Genomic DNA, 18,441 nt, shown 5'->3' with positions numbered 1-18,441 from the left:
TTTTTTTAAGCAACGTCCCGCAAACTGCCTGCCTGCTTTTCGCTTGAAAAAACTACTATTCCTCCTGCTTGCCCTCAGCCCCGCTGCCCACGCCCTCGACCCGCCGCCCTTCTCGCACTGGCAGGGCGGCATGCTCATCGGCCACGACTTTTTCCGGGTAACCAGTCCGCGCCCGCTCTACCGCGTGGGCCACTACCGCGTGGTGCCCCAGGCCACTACTCCGGCCATGGGCTTCCGCATGGGCGGCTGGCTGCGCTACACCTTCAACCGCCAGCGCCGCTGGTTTGTGCAGCCCGAGCTCAGCTACTCGCGCAGCCAGACCTGGCACCACGTCACCAACCTGCTGGGGCCCCAGCTGCCGCTGCCGGGCACCCCGGGCCCAACCGATTTCCAGACCATGCAGGCCACCCAGGACTGGCAGCGCCTGAACGTGGCCCTGCCGCTGGGCCGGCGCATTGGCCGCCACGGCCTGCTGCTGGCCGGGCCGGTGCTCTCGCAGCGCATTCCCACCGGCTACGAGCGGCAGCAGCAGGACCATGCCCGGCGCATCGTCGACAGCATCGACCGCAGCATGCGCCGGCCGGGGCTGGGCGTGCAGCTGGGCGGCGGGCTGGCCATGGGCCGCGTCACCTTCACCGGGCGCTACGAGCGCAGCCTGCTGAACGTAGCTTCGGAAATTGAGCTCGACGGTCAACAGTACGCTTTCCCGCACTACGCCAGCCAGTTCAGTCTGGCTTTGGCCCTGCGCGTGGCGCCGCACTACGATTAATTGGGCCCAAAACCGCAAAAAACGGCGGCGGGCTTGCAAAAGCCGGCTGCCGCGGCTTACCTTTGTGCCGGCGAATCAGTACGACCAGCTCCCGCTGAACTCCCCCAGGACCGGAAGGTAGCAAGGGCAGGCGGTTGATGCGGTGCGATACTGGTTCGCTTTTTTTTGTCCCTGCCCCAGGTATGGTCGTTGCTCCGAGGTGCGTTGCCTTCGTTTGCAATCGGCTACCTTTGGGGCAGTTTTCGTTTTAAGCGTTTCTCTTTCGGATGAAGTTTTTCATTGACACCGCCAACCTGAAGGACATTCAGGAAGCCGTGGAGCTGGGTGTGCTCGACGGCGTAACCACCAACCCCTCGCTGATGGCCAAGGAAGGCATCAAGGGGACCGACGCAGTAATGGCCCACTACCGCCAGATCTGCGAAATGGTTGACGGCGACGTGTCAGCCGAAGTCATTGCCGTGGACTTCGACGGCATGGTGACCGAGGGCGAGGCCCTGGCCGAGCTGCACCCCAACATCGTGGTGAAGGTGCCCATGACGCGCGACGGCGTGAAGGCCATCCGCTACTTCTCCGAGAAAGGCATCAAAACCAACTGCACGCTGGTGTTTACCGCCGGGCAGGCCCTGCTGGCCGCCAAGGCCGGCGCCACCTACGTGTCGCCCTTCGTGGGCCGCCTCGACGACATCGGCCACGACGGCGTGCAGCTGATCGAGCAGATCGTGCAGATTTTCGGCAACTACGGCTACCCCACGCAGGTGCTGGCCGCCTCGGTGCGCCACGTGCCGCACCTGCTGCAGTGCGCCGAAATCGGGGCCGACGTGGTGACCTGCCCGCTGGCGGTTATCACCGGCCTGCTCAACCACCCGCTCACCGACAAAGGCCTGGCCCAGTTCCTGGCCGACCACAAGAAAGTCAACGCGTAAATGCTAATGTGTGAAATGTGAAAAATGTGGTGAATGGGCCCAACAGCCGTTTTCACATTTTTCACATTTTCACATTTCCCACATTCAGCCCATGTACATCATCAAAGTCAAAGGCAAGGCCAAGATTCCGGACTACATCCAGCTCCGCGACCAGGACTTCGTGCTCATTGCCTACTTCCGCGCCGACCGTCCGCTAAAGGATTTGCACCGCTACGGCCTCGAAGGCAAGGAAGTGGAACTGGCCGCCCTCATCGAGCAGCTGGAATTCGGCAAGCTGCAGCCGCTGGCTATTTAGTTAGGGCTTAGGTGTTAGGGCTTCGGGTCGCTGAGACACCCCGATTGCTGCTGGTAGAAAGTCAGCTCCGATGCCTGAGGCAGCATTGCGGGAAAGCGGTGGCGGAGGCTCTTAGCGGCTGGCGCGCTGCGGGTTGGCCCCGGTAGCCCGCGTCCGGCTCTTCCACTGCTGGCCCGTAAAAACCTAACCCCTAAGTTCCTAAGACCTACCCGCCATGGAAGCTGCCCCCGCCGTCATCGAACTGCGCGACGCCTACATCATGCAGGACGTGAACACCGTGCTGCAGAAGGTGTCGTTTGAGGTGGGCAAAGGCGAGTTCGTGTACTTGGTGGGCCGCACCGGCTCGGGCAAAAGCTCGCTGCTGAAAACTCTCTATGCCGACCTGCCGCTGCCCGAAGGAATGGGCACCGTGGTGGGCTACCCGCTGCGCAAGCTCTCGGCCGACCAGGTGCCTTACCTGCGCCGCAAGCTGGGCATCGTGTTCCAGGACTTTCAGCTGCTCTACGACCGCAGCGTGGCCCAGAACCTGCTGTTTGTGCTGCAGGCCACCGGCTGGCGCGACAAGTCGAAGATGAAAAACCGGGTGCAGGACGTGCTCATGCGCGTGGGCCTGAGCGGCGTGGCCGGCAAAATGCCCCACCAGCTCTCGGGCGGCGAGCAGCAGCGCGTGGTCATTGCCCGCGCCCTGCTCAACGAGCCGCTGCTGCTGCTGGCCGACGAGCCCACCGGCAACCTCGACCCCGACGTGACCGACGGCATCATGCGGCTGTTCATGGAAATCAACCACGCGGGCACGGCCGTGCTCATGGCCACCCACAACTACGAGCTCATCCGGCGCTACCCCAAGCGTGTGCTCAAGTGCGAGCAGGGCCAGCTGAGCTCGATCAACGGCGAAGAGCTGAAAGTCCGCAACTGGGAGCTGTAAACCCAGCCCAAGTCCAATCCAATGCGTATTTCCGGCCGTATGTTGGCGGTGCACCCCGGCCGCTGCCCGCGGCCCGGATTCTGTTCCCTATTTACAATCAGTTAAGTGAAATCCCCGGGCCTGTCGGTGCTGATTCCGGTGTACAACCGGGCAGTGGAAGAATTGGTGGGCCAGTTGCTGGCGCAGGTTGCGGCCTGGCCCGGCCCCGTCGAAATTCGGCTGCTCGACGACGGCTCGACCACGCTGCGCAAGCAGAACCGCGCCCTGGCCCGGCTCGAGGGCGTGGAGTACGAAGAACTGCCGCAGAACGTGGGCCGCGCCGCCGTGCGCAACCGCCTGGTGGCCCAGGCCCGCTACCCCTGGCTGCTGCTGCTCGACAACGACAGCCTGCTGCCCGACGCGCAGTTTCTGGCCCGCTACGCCGCCGCGGTGGCTGAGGCGCCGGTACTGGTGGGTGGCACCTGCTACGAAGCCCTGCCGCCCCCCGAGCCGGCGCTGTACCTGCGCTGGCACTACGGCCGGCAGCGCGAAGCCCGCCCGGCCCGGCTGCGGCAGCAGCAGCCCTACGCCCAGCTGACCATCAACAACCTGCTCATCCGCGCCGAGGTGTTCCGCCGGTTCGGACTCGATGAAAGCCTCACCCGCTACGGCCACGAGGACACCCAGTTTGGCTGGCTGCTGCGGCAGGCGGCCGTGCCCATCCGGCACCTCGACAACCCCGTGTGCCACGACGGGCTGGAGCCGGCCGAGGCGTTTCTGCGCAAGTCCCGCGACGCGGTGCGCAACCTGGCCGGGCTCTACCGCCGTGCGGGCCTGGGGGCCGACACCCGCCTGGTGCAGGCGGCCCTGCGCCTGCGCCGCCTGGGTCTGGCTGGCGCCGCCCGCCGCGCCCTGGCAGCCGCCGCCCCCCGGCTCGAAGCCAACCTGCTTTCGGCCCGCCCCAGCCTGCGCGCCTTCGACGCGCTGAAGCTCTATTGGCTGCTGCTGGAGTGGCGCTAACCAGCTACTTACGGCCACAAAAAAGCCCCGCCGAGGCGGGGCTTTTTCAAATCCGAACAATTGTCCACAACCGAAGGTCAGCGAAGCTAAAATCCGTGGGCATCTGAACCGAAGGTCGGCGTAGCCAAAAACCCGGAGGAAGCCGTGATTAGTCGTTGTCGGTGTTTTTGACTTCCGACTTCACTTCCTTGTAGCCTTCCTTGGTTTTCTCGCCGACTTTCTGGGCGGCGTTGCCGATTTTCTGGCCCACCGATTTGCCGGCGTCTTTCACGTCGGAGGCGGTGTTGGCGGCGGCCGTACCTACGGCCTGCCGCTCGTCGCGGGTGCCGGCTTCCACGTCACTGGCCGCGCCCGACACGGCGTCGGCGCCCTGGGCGGTGCGGGCTTCCGCCTTGTCGTAGGACTTAAAGGCCGCGTACTTCAGCTTTTCCTTCTGGATTTCTGCCAGGTCTTTGGCCGGGATGTCGCCCTTCACGCGGTCGTAGGCCTCGTCCAGGGCGCGCCACTCGGCGTTGACGTTGCGCCAGTCGTCGATGTCGTAGCGGTCCTCATTCTGCTTCACCATCTTCAGGAAGTCCTCGTAGGTCTGGCGGGCATTGGCGGCGGTAAGGCCGGCCGAGGGGGTGGTAGCGGCGGGCTTGTAGTACTTGCCCAGCTTGGCGGGGGCGCCGCTGCCGGCGCTCATGCCCCCGGCGCTCATGCTGCCGCGGTAGGCGGCCTCGCGGGCGTCGTAGGCGGTAGTGTAGCGGGTTTTCAGCTGCTCATACTCGGTTTTGCGCGCATCGTCCCAGTTCGACATATCAGCTTCCAGCAGGGCTACTTTGGTATCGTAGTCGCTCTTGAGCTGGGCGGTTTCGTCGGTCCACTGGGCTTCGGTCTTGCTCGATGCTTTTTCCACGTCGGCCTCGGTGCGGGCTACGAAGTCCTTGAAGTCGTTGTAGGCCGCATCGGTTTCGGCGCTGGCTTCCTGGCGGTTGGCGTCGGAGCAGCTGGAGGTGCTAAAGGCCACGCTGCCGCCGAGCAGCAGCAGGGCCAGGGCCTGAATGGTGAGGGTTTTCTTAAACATGGCAAAAACGGTGTGCGTGGGAAGGAAACCCCGCGCGGCAAGGAGCGGGGCGTTTGGCCGGCTTAACGCAGGGCGCACATAGCGGGTTGCGTATATGCGCGCTGCAATATAGAAACCCGGCAAGGCCATAAACGCGGGGCATCGGCCGGAGCCGCGGTGCCCTATCTTTGGCCGTTCACCGCTCAAGCCCCGTCCCGTGCCCGTTTCTGCTCCTCGTCTGGTTTCGCCCGCCCCCATTCGCTTGCTCGATCTGCCCGCCCAGCACGCGGCCATTCAGCCCGAGCTGGATGCGGCCCTGCAGCGCGTGCTGCGGGAAGGCGCCTTCATTCAGGGGCCCGATGTGCAGCACTTCGCTGCCGAGCTGAGCCAGTACCTGGATGGCGCCCACGTGGTGCCCTGCGCCAACGGCACCGACGCGCTGCAGCTGGCCCTGATGGCCCTGGAGTTGCAGCCCGGCGACGAGGTCATTGTGCCGGCCTTTACCTACGTGGCCACCGCCGAAGCTGCCGCCATCCTGGGCCTGCGGCCGGTATTGGCCGAGGTAGACCCGCTCACCTTCAACCTCGACCCCGCCGCCGCCGAAGCCGCCATCGGTCCGCGCACCCGCGCCATCATGGCGGTGCACCTCTACGGGCAGTGCGCCGACCTGACGGCCCTGCGCGCCCTGGCCCGGCAGCATGGGCTGGCCCTGATCGAAGACACCGCCCAGGCTATCGGGGCTACCTGGCAGTTTCCCGACGGCAGCACCCAGCCCGCCGGCACGGTGGGGGAAGTGGGCACGACCTCGTTTTTTCCGTCGAAGAACCTGGGCGCGCTCGGCGACGGCGGCGCTTTGTTTACCCGCTCCGAAGCCCACGCCGCGCAGCTGCAGGAGCTGGCCAACCACGGGCAGCCCCGGGGCCGCAAGTACCTGCACCAGCGCATCGGGCTGAACTCGCGGCTCGACACCCTGCAGGCGGCGCTGCTGCGCGTGAAGCTGCGGCACCTGCCGGCCTGGACCGCCGCCCGCCAGCAGGTGGCCGCCCGCTACGACGCGGCCCTGGCCTCGGTGCCCGGCCTGCGGGTGCCCGCGCGGCAGACGGGCAGCACCCACGTCTTTCACCAGTACACGGTTACGCTGGCCTCGCCGGCCCGGCGCGACGGGCTGCAGGAACATCTAAAGCAGTGCGGGGTGCCCTCGGTGGTGTACTACCCCGTGCCGGTGCACCGCCAGCCGGCCTATCAGTACCTGGGCTACCGGGAGGGGCAGTTTCCGCGGTCCGAAGCGCTGTGCCGCACGGTGCTTTCCCTGCCCATTCACCCGCAGCTCACGGCCGAGCAGGTGGACTACGTGGCGGCGGCGGTGCGCGCCTACCTCGACCAGGCGGGGCAGTAGCGCGGCGGCTGATTGTAGGACTGCTGAGGGGCGGCACGGGTTTGATGGCGCCGGATGCGGTTGTTCCGGCAGACTTAGCGGATATTGCCGGCTGCTACCCGCCCCGAATACTTCGTTGCCTTGCCTGATTCCCCGTTTCCCGACGTTCGTTTTGCTATTTGCGGCGTGGGCCACATCGGCCGCCGCCACGCGGCCCTGGTGGCGCGCCACCCCGGCGCCCGCCTCGTGGCCCTCATTGATGTGCGCGCCGAGCTGCAGGCCGAGCTGGCCGCCGAGTTTGCCGATGTGCCGTTTTTTGCGTCGCTCGACGCCTATTTGGCCGCCGCACCTGCTGGCAGCCCCGCCGCGGCCGACGTGCTGACGGTGGCTACGCCCAACCACCTGCACGCCCCGCAGGCCATGCAGGGACTGCGCCACGGGCTGCACGTGGTGGTGGAAAAACCTATTGCCCTACGCAAGCGCGACGCCGAGGACATCATTCACGTGGCCCTGCAAACCGGGCGGCTGGTGTTTGGGGTGATGCAGAACCGTTACTCCCCGCCCGCGCAGTGGCTCAAGCAGCTGGTCGACTCGGGGCGGCTGGGGCAGATTTACCTGGTGCAGATCAACTGTTTCTGGAACCGCGACGCGCGCTACTACCGCGGCGGTAGCAGCTGGAAGGGCCGGCAGGCCGAGGACGGCGGCACGCTGTTCACGCAGTTCAGCCACTTCGTGGACTTGCTGTACTGGGTGTTCGGCGACATTCACCGGGTGCAGGCTCGTTTCTTCGACTTCAACCACCGGGAGCTGACCGATTTTGAGGACTCGGGCCTGGTGAGCTTCGAGCTGCTGCGCGGCGGCGCGGGCACCCTGCAATACAGCACCAGTGTGTGGGACCGGAACCTGGAAAGCTCGCTTACGGTGGTGGCCGAGCACGGCAGCCTGCGCATTGCGGGCCAGTACATGGACAAGGTGGAGTACTGCCACGTGCAAGGCTACGAGCTGCCCGAGCTGGCCCCCACCAACCCCGCCAACGACTACGGACCCTACCAGGGCTCGGCCGCCAACCACGTGCAACTCATCGAAAACGTGGTGGATACGGTGCAGCAACGCAGCTTCGCGACTACCAACGCGCTGGAAGGCATGAAGGTGGTGGAGATTATTGAGCGGATTTATAGCCTTAAATAAAATTTGATGAGCCTGGTTTTAAATATCATTCACGCTCGCACCTTTATTTAGATGGTTGGTTTCTCTGTTGCCAATTTCTGCTCCTTTGCTTCAATAGCTATTATTGCCTTAGGGGCACTGACATCCTGTGAAGGTCAATCTGAATACTCGCAATCAAGCACGGATAAAGTAGCTGGGACATCACAACTTACAGTTATAATCGATTCAGTAGATGCCGATAAAAGTGTAGTTGACAGTTCTTTTTATATGAAGTTGATGACCCCGAAGGATACGTTTATTATCAGACCAGTTGATAAGCAGCTAAGCTTCCCTGCACTTGAGGACTCTTTGACAAGCGTCAGGGTTTATTATAATGATCGATATTTTGAGACGAGCGGGAAGGTGCTTGTTAGTGAATACAAGGCCTTGTATTTCCCAAACGAACATGCTACGATAATAATCGATAACTACCCATTTGAACATCCTACAGCTAAAAGCTGGCTGGGAGAAAAGAAAGAGCGTGTGTATTATGAAATTAAATTCAAGAAATTAAGGCGCTATTTTTTGACTTTTATGATTCTTGACTCTGTGAACGTGGATAAATGAATTTAGCCAAAGTGACTTATACGCAATTATCGTCTGGTGTATAAGCGACATATTTATCCCGCTAATGAATTCCGCAAACCTATTTGGCTGAACCGGATTCGGTTAGCGCCGTTTCTCTGCCCATGTACCCCACTGACCCCCAAGCCGAGCTGCGTGCCTGGCAGCAGAAGATGCAGCGGCCGCCCTCGACGCTGAACCGCTTCACGCGGCACCTGCAGACGCGGTTGAACGCGCTGCTGCCCGAGCGGGTGCACCAGGCCCTGACGGCGGCCATCAAGCAGATGGTGCGCGGGGTGCTGTTTGGCTCGACGTACACCACCAGTAGGCCGCAGCCGGGGCTGGCGCTGGCGGCACGCGAGGAGGCCGTGCGCACCCGCATTCGGTACTACCGCAACACGGCCACGGTGGAGGGCGCGGCTACCGGGGCGGGGGGCTTTCTGCTGGGGCTGGCCGATTTTCCGCTGCTGCTGGGCATCAAGCTCAAGCTGCTGTTCGACGTGGCCGCGCTTTACGGCTACGATGTGAAGGACTACACCGAGCGGCTGTTTTTGCTGCACGTCTTCCAGCTCGCCTTCAGCAGCCAGCACACCCGCAACGAGGTGTACCGCCGGGTGGCCGACTGGGAAAGCTACCGCCATACCCTGCCCACCGACGTGCACGCCTTCGACTGGCGCAGCTTTCAGCAGGAGTACCGCGACTACATTGACCTGGCCAAGATGGCCCAGCTGGTGCCGGTGATTGGGGCGGCAGTGGGGGCGGTAGCCAACTACCGGCTGCTGGAGCAGCTGGGCGAAACGGCCATGAACTGCTACCGGCTGCGCTACTTTGCCCGGCCCGGCAGCGGGCTGGAAACGGTGCCCGGGCAATAGCATAGTGGCCGGGCTTGCAGAAACGCGGCGGCGGGGGTTACCTTTGCAGCATCAATTCTTTCGCTGTTGAAGGATTGTTTTTATAGAGAGGCGTGGAGAGACAGGCTCTGCGAAACGCCGGCAACCCCCCGGAGCATCCGGAACGGTGCCAAGTCCTGACCAGATAAAAACAAGTTGCTGTGGGCGCTTTGCTTTCCCCGTTTGCATTCTTTCCGGGCCCCGGCGGGGCCCCGGCTCACCTGGTAGCCCCCGTGGCGGCTGCCGGCCCGACTTCGGCGGCTTGTTGCTGTTGTTGTTAGCCCGCTTGAGCGCGTAGGCGCTTTTCCCTCGGTTTTTTGGCGGAGGCCCCGATTCAGGGACCGGGCCGTTTAGTATTGCCCCGACTCCAACGTCGGGGCACCACGCCGCCGAGCCACCCCAGTGTTTTCTTTTTCTCACCCAGGCCCGGCGCCGTGCGTCGGGTGGCGCGGGGCCGTTGGGCCGGGGCTGCTGCGGGCAGCCTGGGCGGGCGGCGCGGCGCGTATTGGCGGCCGGCCCCGGCAGGGGCGCGGGCGCACCTAGTTGTATGCTGACAAAATCGTTGGAATTGCTGCGGCGCGAGGCCGCGGAGACGGGCGCGCACACCCTCAAGCGCAGCCTGGGACCGTTTCACCTCATTGCCATTGGGGTGGGCGTCATCATTGGGGCGGGGCTGTTTTCGCTCACGGGCATTGCGGCGGCCAACCACACCGGGCCGGCCGTGACCCTGTCGTTTGTGGTGGCGGCGGTGGGCTGCGCGTTTTCGGCCCTGTGCTACGCCGAGTTTGCGGCCATGGTGCCGGTGGCCGGCTCGGCCTACACGTACTCGTATGCCACCATGGGCGAGCTGTTTGCCTGGATTATCGGCTGGGATTTGGTGCTGGAGTACTCGGTGGGGGCGGCCACGGTGGCCATCAGCTGGTCGCAGTACCTGGTGAAGTTTCTGGGCAACTACGGGCTGCACTTGCCGCCGCAACTGGTGGCCTCGCCCTTCGAGACGAGCGTGCTGGCCGACGGCAGCACCGTGAGCGGGCTGGTGAATTTGCCGGCCATGCTGGTGGTGCTGGCCATTACGGCCATCATCGTGCGCGGCACCCAGGGCTCGGCCTGGTTCAACGCGGTGGTGGTGGCCCTGAAGGTGTCGGTGGTACTGGTGTTTATTGCGCTGGGCTGGCGCTACATCGACCCGGCCAACTACCAGCCCTACATTCCGCAGAACACCGGGGTGTTTGGCGAGTTTGGCTGGAGCGGCATTCTGCGCGGGGCCGGGGTGGTGTTTTTCGTGTTCATCGGCTTCGACATTGTGGCCACCATGGCGCAGGAAGCCAAGAACCCGCAGCGCAACATGCCCATCGGCATCATCGGCTCGCTGCTGGTGTGCACGGTGCTTTTCATGTTGTTTGGGCACGTGATGACGGGGCTGGCGCACTACTCCGCATTCAAGGACAGCGCCGCGCCGGTGGCCATTGCCATCGAGCAAACGCCCTATGCCTGGCTGAGCTCGGCCATTATCCTGGCCATCCTGATCGGCTACACCTCGGTGATACTGGTGGATTTGCTGGGCCAGAGCCGGGTGTTTTTCTCGATGAGCCGCGACGGGCTGCTGCCGCGGGTGTTTTCGCAGATTCACCCGCGCTTTCAGACGCCGCACCGCTCGAACCTGCTGCTGGGCGGGTTCATCAGCTTGTTTGCGGGCTTTGTGCCCATTCGGGTGGTGGGCGAGATGTGCAGCATCGGCACCCTGCTGGCCTTCGTGATGGTGTGCGTGGGGGTGCTGATTATGCGCAAGCGGGAGCCGAACGCGCCGCGCTCGTTCCGCACGCCCTGGGTGCCGGTGGTGCCGGTGCTGGGCATTGTGACCTGCCTGGTGATGATGCTTTCGCTGCCCGCCGATACCTGGCTGCGCCTGTTTATCTGGCTGGCCCTGGGCCTGGTGATTTACTACGCCTACGGCAAAAAGCACAGCAAGCTGCGCCAGGGCCTGGCGGTGGACCCCACGGTGGAAGCCCCGGGCACGGGGCTGGGCTAAGCCAGCCGGCACCTCAGGCCAACGGCCCGCTACCCCTGACGGGTGGCGGGTCGTTGGCTTTTTCAGGGGGGTAATAGGATTCCGCGGCAGGAAGAAAGTGTGACCGGTGCCGGAACGACTGCGGCGGGTGCCGGAAGGATTGCGTCCGGTGCCGGAACGACTGAAACCAGACCCGGAACGAGTGGGGCGAGGGCCGGAACGATTGCGTCCGGTGCCGGAACGACTGCGGCGGGACCCGGAACGGTTGAGGCGGGACCCGGAAGGACTGGGGCGGGGGCCGGAAGGAGTGGGACCCCGGCCCCGGTGGCCTCACCCCCCGGCCCCCTCTCCGGGGGAGAGGGGGAGCCTAGCGTTGGTTGTTGGTTTTTTGTTGTTGGTTTTTCGCTTTTCGGGGCCGGATGAAGTACACTCTGGCAACTGGCAACTGGCAACTGGCAACTGGCAACTGGCAACTGGCAACTGGCAACTGGCAACTGGCAACTGGCAACTGGCAACTGGCAACTGGCAACTGGCAACTGGCAACTGGCAACTGGCAACTGGCAACTGGCAACTGGCAACTGGCAACTGGCAACTGGCAACTGGCAACTGGCAACTGGCAACTGGCAACTGGCAACTGGCAACTGGCAACTGGCAACTGGCAACTGGCAACTGGCAACTGGCAACTGGCAACTGGCAACTGGCAACTGGCAACTGGCAACTGGCAACTGGCAACTGGCAACTGGCAACTGGCAACTGGCAACTGGCAACTGGCAACTGGCAACTGGCAACTGGCAACTGGCAACTGGCAACTGGCAACTGGCAACTGGCAACTGGCAACTGGCAACTGGCAACTGGCAACTGGCAACTGGCAACTGGCAACTGGCAACTGGCAACTGGCAACTGGCAACTGGCAACTGGCAACTGGCAACTGGCAACTGGCAACTGGCAACTGGCAACTGGCAACTGGCAACTGGCAACTGGCAACTGGCAACTGGCAACTGGCAACTGGCAACTGGCAACTGGCAACTGGCAACTGGCAACTGGCAACTGGCAACTGGCAACTGGCAACTGGCAACTGGCAACTGGCAACTGGCAACTGGCAACTGGCAACTGGCAACTGGCAACTGGCAACTGGCAACTGGCAACTGGCAACTGGCAACTGGCAACTGGCAACTGGCAACTGGCAACTGGCAACTGGCAACTGGCAACTGGCAACTGGCAACTGGCAACTGGCAACTGGCAACTGGCAACTGGCAACTGGCAACTGGCAACTGGCAACTGGCAACTGGCAACTGGCAACTGGCAACTGGCAACTGGCAACTGGCAACTGGCAACTGGCAACTGGCAACTGGCAACTGGCAACTGGCAACTGGCAACTGGCAACTGGCAACTGGCAACTGGCAACGAACACCTACCGCCGCAGGCGGGCCAGGAATTTTTGCAGGGGGGCACGGGCTTCGGGGGCGACGCCGGTGGCCAGCACCAGGGGGGCGTAGACGGCGGTGAGCACGGCCGCGCGCAGCAGCATGGTGACCAGGGGGGAGTGTACCGGGGGTACCAGCCAGGCCAGCAGGCCGGCGGCGGTGGCCAGGGCCAGCACCAGCAGAATGCGCCCGTCGAAGGGCTGCATGCGGTAGGCCTGCCACACAAACCAGGTGCGGGCCACGTTGATGGCCGTCATGGACAGGAGCGTGGCCAGGGCGGCCCCGGTGATGCCCAGGCGGGGAATCAGCCAGGCGTTGGTGGCCACGGTGAGCACGGCCAGGGACACGTTGAAGAGCAGATCGAAGCGGTAGCGCGGGGAGGTGACGACGATGAGGCCGTTGACGCCGGTGATGCCGTCGATGAGGCGGCCCAGCAGCAGCAGCAGCACCGAGGTGGCGCCGGCGGCGTACTCGGGCTTGCCGATGAGGGCGTAGATGAAGTCGAGGTTGAGGCCGATGCCCAGGGCCAGGTAGCAGCCCAGCACGGTGCCCAGGCGGGTGGTGCTGCGGTAGAAGGCGGCCATGCGCGGCAGGTCGTTATCCTTCCAGTACTGGGCCAGCAGCGGGAAGGCAATCTTGTTGAGCGAGCGAAACGGAATGGTGAGGGCCGTGCTGATGAAGAAGGCAATGGTGTAGATGCCGGTGGCCCGCAGGCTGATAGCCGAGCCGACCATGAGCGCGTCGATGGAGCTGATGATGGTTCCCGAGACGTTGGAGAGCAGGGCAAAGCCACCGAAGCGCAGCAGCTCGCCCAGGGGCCGCACCTGCCAGGCCGCGGCCGAGGGGCGCAGGTGCAGCTCGCCGATGTAGGCCAGGTAGAGCGCGGCCAGCAGGGAGTTGAGCGCGTAGAGGCCCATGAAGGCCAGCACGAACTGGTGAAAGTCGATAAGTCCCTGGCCGTAGCAGATGGCGGCGGCAGCGGTGAGCAGGCGCTGCAGGATGTCCTGCACGAAGGCCGTGAAGGAGGAGTGAAACAGGGCGCGCAGGTAGGCTTCCTGCAAGCTGTAGAGCAGGGTGAAAAACGCCAGGCCGATGCCCCAGAAGTAGTAGGGCATGAGCAGGGCCGCGTCGTGGGCGTACTGGCGCAGAATGAGCGGCCGGCCCAGCACGTAGAGGGCCGTCGCGAGCCCGAAGCCCAGCATGGGCAGGCCCAGCAGCAGCGGCAGAAAGCCGTGGTGGCCAACCTCGCGGTTGCGGAAGTAGGGAAAGAAGCGGATGCCCACGCTGCCGAAGCCAAACGCAGCCAGCTGGGCGTAGATGGTGGCAATGCTCACCAGCACCCGGGTGAGGCCAATCTGGTCGGGACCGAGCAGGCGCGGCAGCACAAAGGCGGTGTTGACGAAGCCCAGGCCCAGCCCGACGTAGGAAATGATGGTATTGCGCAGCCCCTGCCGCTGAACGATGCCCAAATGCTAGTTATCGGTTGTCGGTTGCGAGTGGTCGGTGGCGGCCGCTTTCGTGCGGGCTACCAGTTCGGCCCCGGTGAGAAACGCGGCGCGGCGGCTGCGAAGGTAGGCCATGATGCGGTGGAACTCCCGGGGGCCGTTGCGGTGGTTGGCCGGGTCGAAGTTTTCGTTGTGCCAGAGCAGCGAGAATACGCCACCGAACCGCTCGATTTCCCCGAGCATGGGCTCAATGGCGGGCATGATTTCCTCGGGCGCCAGCTGCAGGTAGCGGGGGTGGTGCAGGGTGGCATCCATCAGGTTCAGCGGGATTTCGAGGAAGTTGTGGCAGCCGCCTTGCTCGAAGTCGAACGGATGGAAGGGCAGGCAGTACGAGTTGCGGAAGCCGAAGTGCTCGGCAAAGCCCAGGGTGGAGTCGTAATCGAAGACCCAGCCGTCGAGCAGGGCGGGGGTGCGGCGCGGTTCCCAGTACAGGTAATGAAAGCGGATGCCGGCCGGCGAGTCGGCACCGCGGGGTATGGCCTGAGTTTCTTCACCCAGGCGCTTCGAGTCAGCGGAAGTGCCAATGCTGGCGTGCAGCTGGATTTCGGCACCGGCGGCAAGCAGCTGGTTGATTTCCGGGGTGTAGTCGGTTAGGAAGTAATCCGCGTTGGGGGTACCGTTGGCCGCCGGGCGGTGCTGCGGAATGAAGAAGAAGGTGCTGACGGCTTCGTATTCGGCCACCGCCCGCTGTACCTGCGCCAGGTTGTCCCAGGCGTCGGGGCGGGTGAGGTGCTGCCAGAGCTGCCGGCCGAAACCCAGCCAGTCGCGCCGCCGCAACGCCTGCTTGGCGGTTTCCTTCCAGGCGCTGCGCAGGTTGTCGATGTCGTGGCTGACGAAGGCGGCGAAGGGCGCGTCAGCCTTCCAGTGGCGCGGGCGCATCTGCCGACCCGTGACGTGCTCCACGGCAGCGCGCAGCACGTCGAAATAGTAGTTGACCACCGGCACCGCCACGAAGCCGTAGCGCTGCTGCACGCTGGCCGAGTAGGGGAAGCGGCCGTGCTGGTCGCGCTCATCCGAGTAATACTCCTGCCAGCCGCTGAGTAGGTAAAAGGCCGCGGAAATGATGTCCGCGTGGATTTCGGCCCGGCCGGGCAACAGCGTCAGCAGCGGGCCGGCCGGGTGCGGGTCGAAAAAGAACGGCAGCGTCCGGCCTTGCCAGTCGCGCCAGCTCGGCTCCGGCGGGTACGGATTAACCTGCTCGAAGAACGCCCCGGCCGCGTCGGCTACTTCGATGTTGGGCTGCGTGGCGGCGTAGCCAATCGTCGGCAGCGCGTCTTCGGTTGCGTAGGCCAGGTGAAAATGCCGGAGCACATACGTAAGCCGGGTATCAGCCGAAACCGGGGAAGCCTGCAGCGGCGGGAGGGAAGACCTATCAGCGGGGAGGCTCATGCAGCGAAAGTACAGGACAGGAAGGCGAATCGACGCCGCTACCAGCGCAACGAGGCACAATGCAACCGGGCCGCCCGCGCGCCGCAGCAAGCGGCAGGCAGGCGGCCCGGCAAGGGCAAGCGTCAAAGCCTATTCAATTACCAAACGCTTGGTGGCTACGCCTTCGGGCAGGTTTACGCGCAGGGTGTACACTCCCGAGGGCAGCACCGGCAGCGCCAGCCGCTCCGGGGCACTGCCGCTCAGTTTCTGCGCGAATACCTGCTGGCCCAGGGCGTTGATGAGGCTGGCCTGGGCACCTTGCGGGCGCACGGCGGTCGGCAGCTCCAGCCAAACTTCCCGCTGCGCGGGGTTGGGGTAAATGCTCAGCTGCTCGCCGAGGCGGGCCGGGGCAGCGGCCAGGGGCTGATTGGCGGTCAGCACCACGGAGAATCGGCCGGTCGGCACCGCGCTGGTGGCCGTGAAGGCGTAGCTTGATTGCTGCGCCAGGTTAACCGACGTGCCGGTTTGGGCATCGTGCAGGAAAGCAGAAACGCCCGTAGGCAGATTGAGCAGTTGGTTGGCGCTCAGGGTGTAGGTCCCAGGCTGCGCCACGCGCACCAGCAAGGGCAGCGTAACGGGAGTAGCCAGGCCGGTAATGGGCAGGCCGTTGATCGACAATTCTACGTTACCCGCCAGGAAGGCCAGGCGGCTGGGGTTGTTGCCGGCTACCTTGTAAGCATCGTAGGCCGAATCGAAGCCGGGCGTAGCCCCAGCCTGGAAGTAGGCCGTGGCCTGGTCGGCCGGGCCGGTGCTGCCGGCCAGCTCAAGCTGCACCAGCGGGCGGGTTTCCGTGCTGCGCTGCAGGGCGGGGTTGGCGTAGGAAGTGAGGCGGGCCGCATGCGAGAACTGCAGCGCGGCCGAGCCGGCGTTGGGCGTGCTCACGCGCACAAAAAAGCCCTGACCCATGGGAATGAGGTTGGAGCCACCGTTGGCCGCTACCCCGTTGATGTAGGTGGCGTAGGTTCCCGTGTAGGGGCCGGAGGATTTGAACACGTACAGCGCATTATCCAGGTTGTTCAGGCCACCCGTTAGCGCATTCCAGTCGATGGGGCCGGGGTAGGGGTTGCCCAGCAGGTGCCAGCCCGACTGCGGGGTGGCATCCCGGTGCAGGCCATCCACGCGCAACGGGGTCGTCCGCAGCGAGCCGCCAAAATCCACGACCTGATTGCCGCTGATGTTCACGGCAAAGCCCTTGCCCGGTACCATGGGGTCAGTGGTGGCCGCCGGCGACAACCAGCCCAGATCAAAGTCAGCCACCGTACTGCCGGTTCCTACGCGGGCGGTGCTGTAGTAAAAAACGTTTGGGAAGGGCACCGTGGTGCTGGTGTAGGCCGGGTTCACAATGGGCGTGAAAGCGGCCGTGGCCAGGTCGGCCAGGGTGGTATTCTGCACGGGGGCGGCCAGGTGGCGGTAGCCCGCGCCGCTGTTGCGCGAACCATCGAGGTAGCGCTGCACCGTTACCCGGCCCGTGACGCTGGTTCCCGGGGCATTGTAGAGCATGGCCGTGGCCTGGGCATCCGAGGCCAGCGTCAGCGTGTTGTCGGCCAGGGCCAGGTTGCCGTTGGTCGTCAGCACCCGGCGCACCAGCATGGGCACCGACGACTGGGCGCCGGCCACGCCCACCGTCAGGAAGCCCAGATCAACTGTGCCCGCTCCGCTCAGCACCTGCGGCGCCAAGCCGGTGAGCGACACTGCGCCCAGGCCCGTCAGGCTGCCGTCAGCCGTGAGCTTGCCGCTGAGGCTCAGATTACCGGCTGCCTCCACCGTCATCGATGCTCCCGGCATTACGGTAAAGCTGGCTGCCGCGGCCGCGGCAGCCAGCACCGGCATGCGCACGGCGTTGGCCGGAATGACCACGTCGTCGGCCGCCGTGGGAACCAGGTTGGCGCTCCAGTTGGCGGGGTTGGTGTATACCGTGCTGACGGCGCCCGTCCAGAGGTTGCTGGTCAGAATGTACTCGCCGCGGTTGATTTGGGTCGCCACCGTCAGGGACGTCGCCGAGCTGGTGGTCGTAGCGGCCGACCAGCTGGCTTCGTTGCTGGAGCGCCCATACACGCGCTTGCCCGCCGGGCTGCCGTCCTGAGGAAGCAGGCTGACGCTGTAGGTGGAGCTGGCGGGAGTGGTGAATACGCCAAAGTAGCTGCTGCTGGCCCCGGCGGCCGGCGCCACATTCGGCGCTTGGTTTACGGCGTAGAGCTGCACGCCGCGGGTGTTGCTGCTGGCAACGTTCACCTGCGCCGCATCCCCATTGGCCGCGGTGAGCGACAAGGTAGTGCCACTGGAGCTGCCGCTGGGATAAGCCGATACACTCGCATCGCCCAGGGCGGCGCCGGAAGTGGTCCACGGCGACGAGCCGAAGAAGTTGGTCAGTGCGCCGTTTACTGGGGTGCTGCCTGCATCGGTGGCCGTGGCGCCGCTGCTCTGGTCGAAGCGGTAGTAGGCAACCAGGTCGGCCGGCGCGGTGGGGATTTTGGCGCACATCGCGGCGCGGATTTGGGCGGCCGTGCGGGCCGTTTTCCACACGCGCACCTCATCCATCTGCCCACTGAAGAATCGGCCATTGGCCAAGTAGTAGATGCCAATGGCCATTGGCACCGAAGTAGTCAGGTCACCATTGGTATAGTTGAAGGTCGTGCTGTTTTCCAGCACGCCATCAATGTATATCTGCCAGGTGTTGCCGGTGCAAACCCCGGCCAAGTGATGCCAGCGGCCGTCATCTACGCGTGTGGCCGACAAGCCGGAGGTAAAGTACTGACCTACTCCGGCTCGGCCGTGAAAACCAGCATAACCGCCATTCGTCACCAAATGGTAGCCCTTGTCCTCACCCGCCGCGTCAGAATATTTGCCCAGCACAAACTGATAGTCGCTGGTAGAAGTCCTGATCCAGGCTTCTACGGTTACCTGCTGTGTGATGCCGCGGTTGCTCGTGCCGGTTTCGACGTAATTGCCAAAACCATTAAAGGTCAAAGAATTGCCCGCTCCAGGCAACGTTTGACCGTGGACGGGCGCAGCGGCGAAAGTGAGAAGCATCAGAGCGCCTTTGGCCAGCGCCCGCGAAAGATTCGCCAAGGGAGAGGTAGAGTTG

14 protein-coding genes, 1 other RNA gene, 1 pseudogene and 1 riboswitch are annotated in these 18,441 nt (G+C 64.2%); of the genes and pseudogenes, 12 read left to right on the top strand and 4 right to left on the bottom strand.

Features of this window, described 5'->3' with window-relative positions; all coding sequences use genetic code 11:
- The first annotated feature begins 43 nt into the window (after positions 1-43).
- The 6 genes and pseudogenes from ACE191_RS06150 to ACE191_RS06125 all read left to right on the top strand — a co-directional run bounded on the left by ACE191_RS06150 (position 44) and on the right by ACE191_RS06125 (position 3,911).
- Positions 44-769, top strand: coding sequence for a hypothetical protein (locus tag ACE191_RS06150; protein WP_400191306.1), 726 nt, complete (start codon positions 44-46; stop codon positions 767-769).
- A 67-nt stretch (positions 770-836) separates the two neighbouring features.
- An RNA gene (ffs, locus tag ACE191_RS06145) (signal recognition particle sRNA small type) lies at positions 837-934 on the top strand.
- A gap of 101 nt (positions 935-1,035) precedes the next feature.
- Positions 1,036-1,692, top strand: coding sequence for a fructose-6-phosphate aldolase (fsa, locus tag ACE191_RS06140; RefSeq protein WP_400191305.1), 657 nt, complete (start codon positions 1,036-1,038; stop codon positions 1,690-1,692).
- Between the two features lie 91 nt (positions 1,693-1,783).
- Positions 1,784-1,987, top strand: a complete 204-nt coding sequence (locus ACE191_RS06135) for a fructose-6-phosphate aldolase (protein ID WP_400191304.1) — start codon at positions 1,784-1,786, stop codon at positions 1,985-1,987.
- A gap of 214 nt (positions 1,988-2,201) precedes the next feature.
- A pseudogene (locus ACE191_RS06130) lies at positions 2,202-2,726 on the top strand (cell division ATP-binding protein FtsE); the annotation flags it as partial.
- Between the two features lie 291 nt (positions 2,727-3,017).
- Positions 3,018-3,911: a glycosyltransferase family 2 protein gene (locus ACE191_RS06125; RefSeq protein WP_400191303.1), complete on the top strand. Its 894-nt coding sequence runs from the start codon at positions 3,018-3,020 to the stop codon at positions 3,909-3,911.
- Positions 3,912-4,059: 148 nt separating this feature from the next.
- On the opposite strand, the gene ACE191_RS06120 is transcribed toward ACE191_RS06125, so the two are convergent.
- Entirely contained in the window at positions 4,060-4,977 is a 918-nt protein-coding gene (locus ACE191_RS06120) for a hypothetical protein (RefSeq protein ID WP_400191302.1), read from the bottom strand.
- A gap of 196 nt (positions 4,978-5,173) precedes the next feature.
- Between ACE191_RS06120 and ACE191_RS06115 the strand changes: the two genes are divergently transcribed.
- From ACE191_RS06115 to ACE191_RS06090, 6 genes are all read left to right on the top strand, one after another.
- Entirely contained in the window at positions 5,174-6,352 is a 1,179-nt protein-coding gene (locus ACE191_RS06115; RefSeq protein ID WP_400191301.1) for a DegT/DnrJ/EryC1/StrS family aminotransferase, read from the top strand.
- A gap of 120 nt (positions 6,353-6,472) precedes the next feature.
- Positions 6,473-7,519, top strand: a complete 1,047-nt coding sequence (locus ACE191_RS06110) for a Gfo/Idh/MocA family protein (RefSeq protein WP_400191300.1) — start codon at positions 6,473-6,475, stop codon at positions 7,517-7,519.
- Between the two features lie 51 nt (positions 7,520-7,570).
- Positions 7,571-8,104, top strand: a complete 534-nt coding sequence (locus ACE191_RS06105) for a hypothetical protein (protein ID WP_400191299.1) — start codon at positions 7,571-7,573, stop codon at positions 8,102-8,104.
- A 122-nt stretch (positions 8,105-8,226) separates the two neighbouring features.
- Positions 8,227-8,973 (top strand): EcsC family protein, encoded by a 747-nt coding sequence (locus ACE191_RS06100; RefSeq protein WP_400191298.1) that lies wholly within the window; start codon positions 8,227-8,229, stop codon positions 8,971-8,973.
- 77 nt (positions 8,974-9,050) lie between these two features.
- A riboswitch (SAM riboswitch) is annotated at positions 9,051-9,143 on the top strand.
- 395 nt (positions 9,144-9,538) lie between these two features.
- Positions 9,539-11,020, top strand: a complete 1,482-nt coding sequence (locus ACE191_RS06095) for an amino acid permease (protein ID WP_400191297.1) — start codon at positions 9,539-9,541, stop codon at positions 11,018-11,020.
- Between the two features lie 398 nt (positions 11,021-11,418).
- Positions 11,419-12,495: a hypothetical protein gene (locus ACE191_RS06090; RefSeq protein WP_400191296.1), complete on the top strand. Its 1,077-nt coding sequence runs from the start codon at positions 11,419-11,421 to the stop codon at positions 12,493-12,495.
- Here the strand turns inward: ACE191_RS06090 and ACE191_RS06085 are convergent.
- The 3 genes from ACE191_RS06085 to ACE191_RS06075 all read right to left on the bottom strand — a co-directional run bounded on the left by ACE191_RS06085 (position 12,411) and on the right by ACE191_RS06075 (position 18,386).
- Positions 12,411-13,892, bottom strand: coding sequence for a polysaccharide biosynthesis C-terminal domain-containing protein (locus ACE191_RS06085; RefSeq protein WP_400191295.1), 1,482 nt, complete (start codon positions 13,890-13,892; stop codon positions 12,411-12,413). The genes ACE191_RS06090 and ACE191_RS06085 overlap by 85 nt on opposite strands.
- A 3-nt stretch (positions 13,893-13,895) precedes the next feature.
- Positions 13,896-15,317, bottom strand: a complete 1,422-nt coding sequence (locus ACE191_RS06080) for a DUF7033 domain-containing protein (RefSeq protein ID WP_400191294.1) — start codon at positions 15,315-15,317, stop codon at positions 13,896-13,898.
- A gap of 129 nt (positions 15,318-15,446) precedes the next feature.
- Positions 15,447-18,386 carry a LamG-like jellyroll fold domain-containing protein gene (locus ACE191_RS06075; RefSeq protein ID WP_400191293.1) on the bottom strand — a complete coding sequence of 980 codons (2,940 nt, stop codon included), beginning with the start codon at positions 18,384-18,386 and terminating at the stop codon, positions 15,447-15,449.
- Between the last annotated feature and the right edge of the window lie 55 nt (positions 18,387-18,441).

Source organism: Hymenobacter sp. B81 (assembly GCF_044628455.1).
Taxonomy (GTDB): Bacteria; Bacteroidota; Bacteroidia; order Cytophagales; family Hymenobacteraceae; genus Solirubrum.
Note: the sequence above shows the minus strand (reverse complement) of the source record. Positions and strands in the feature narration are given on the sequence as shown.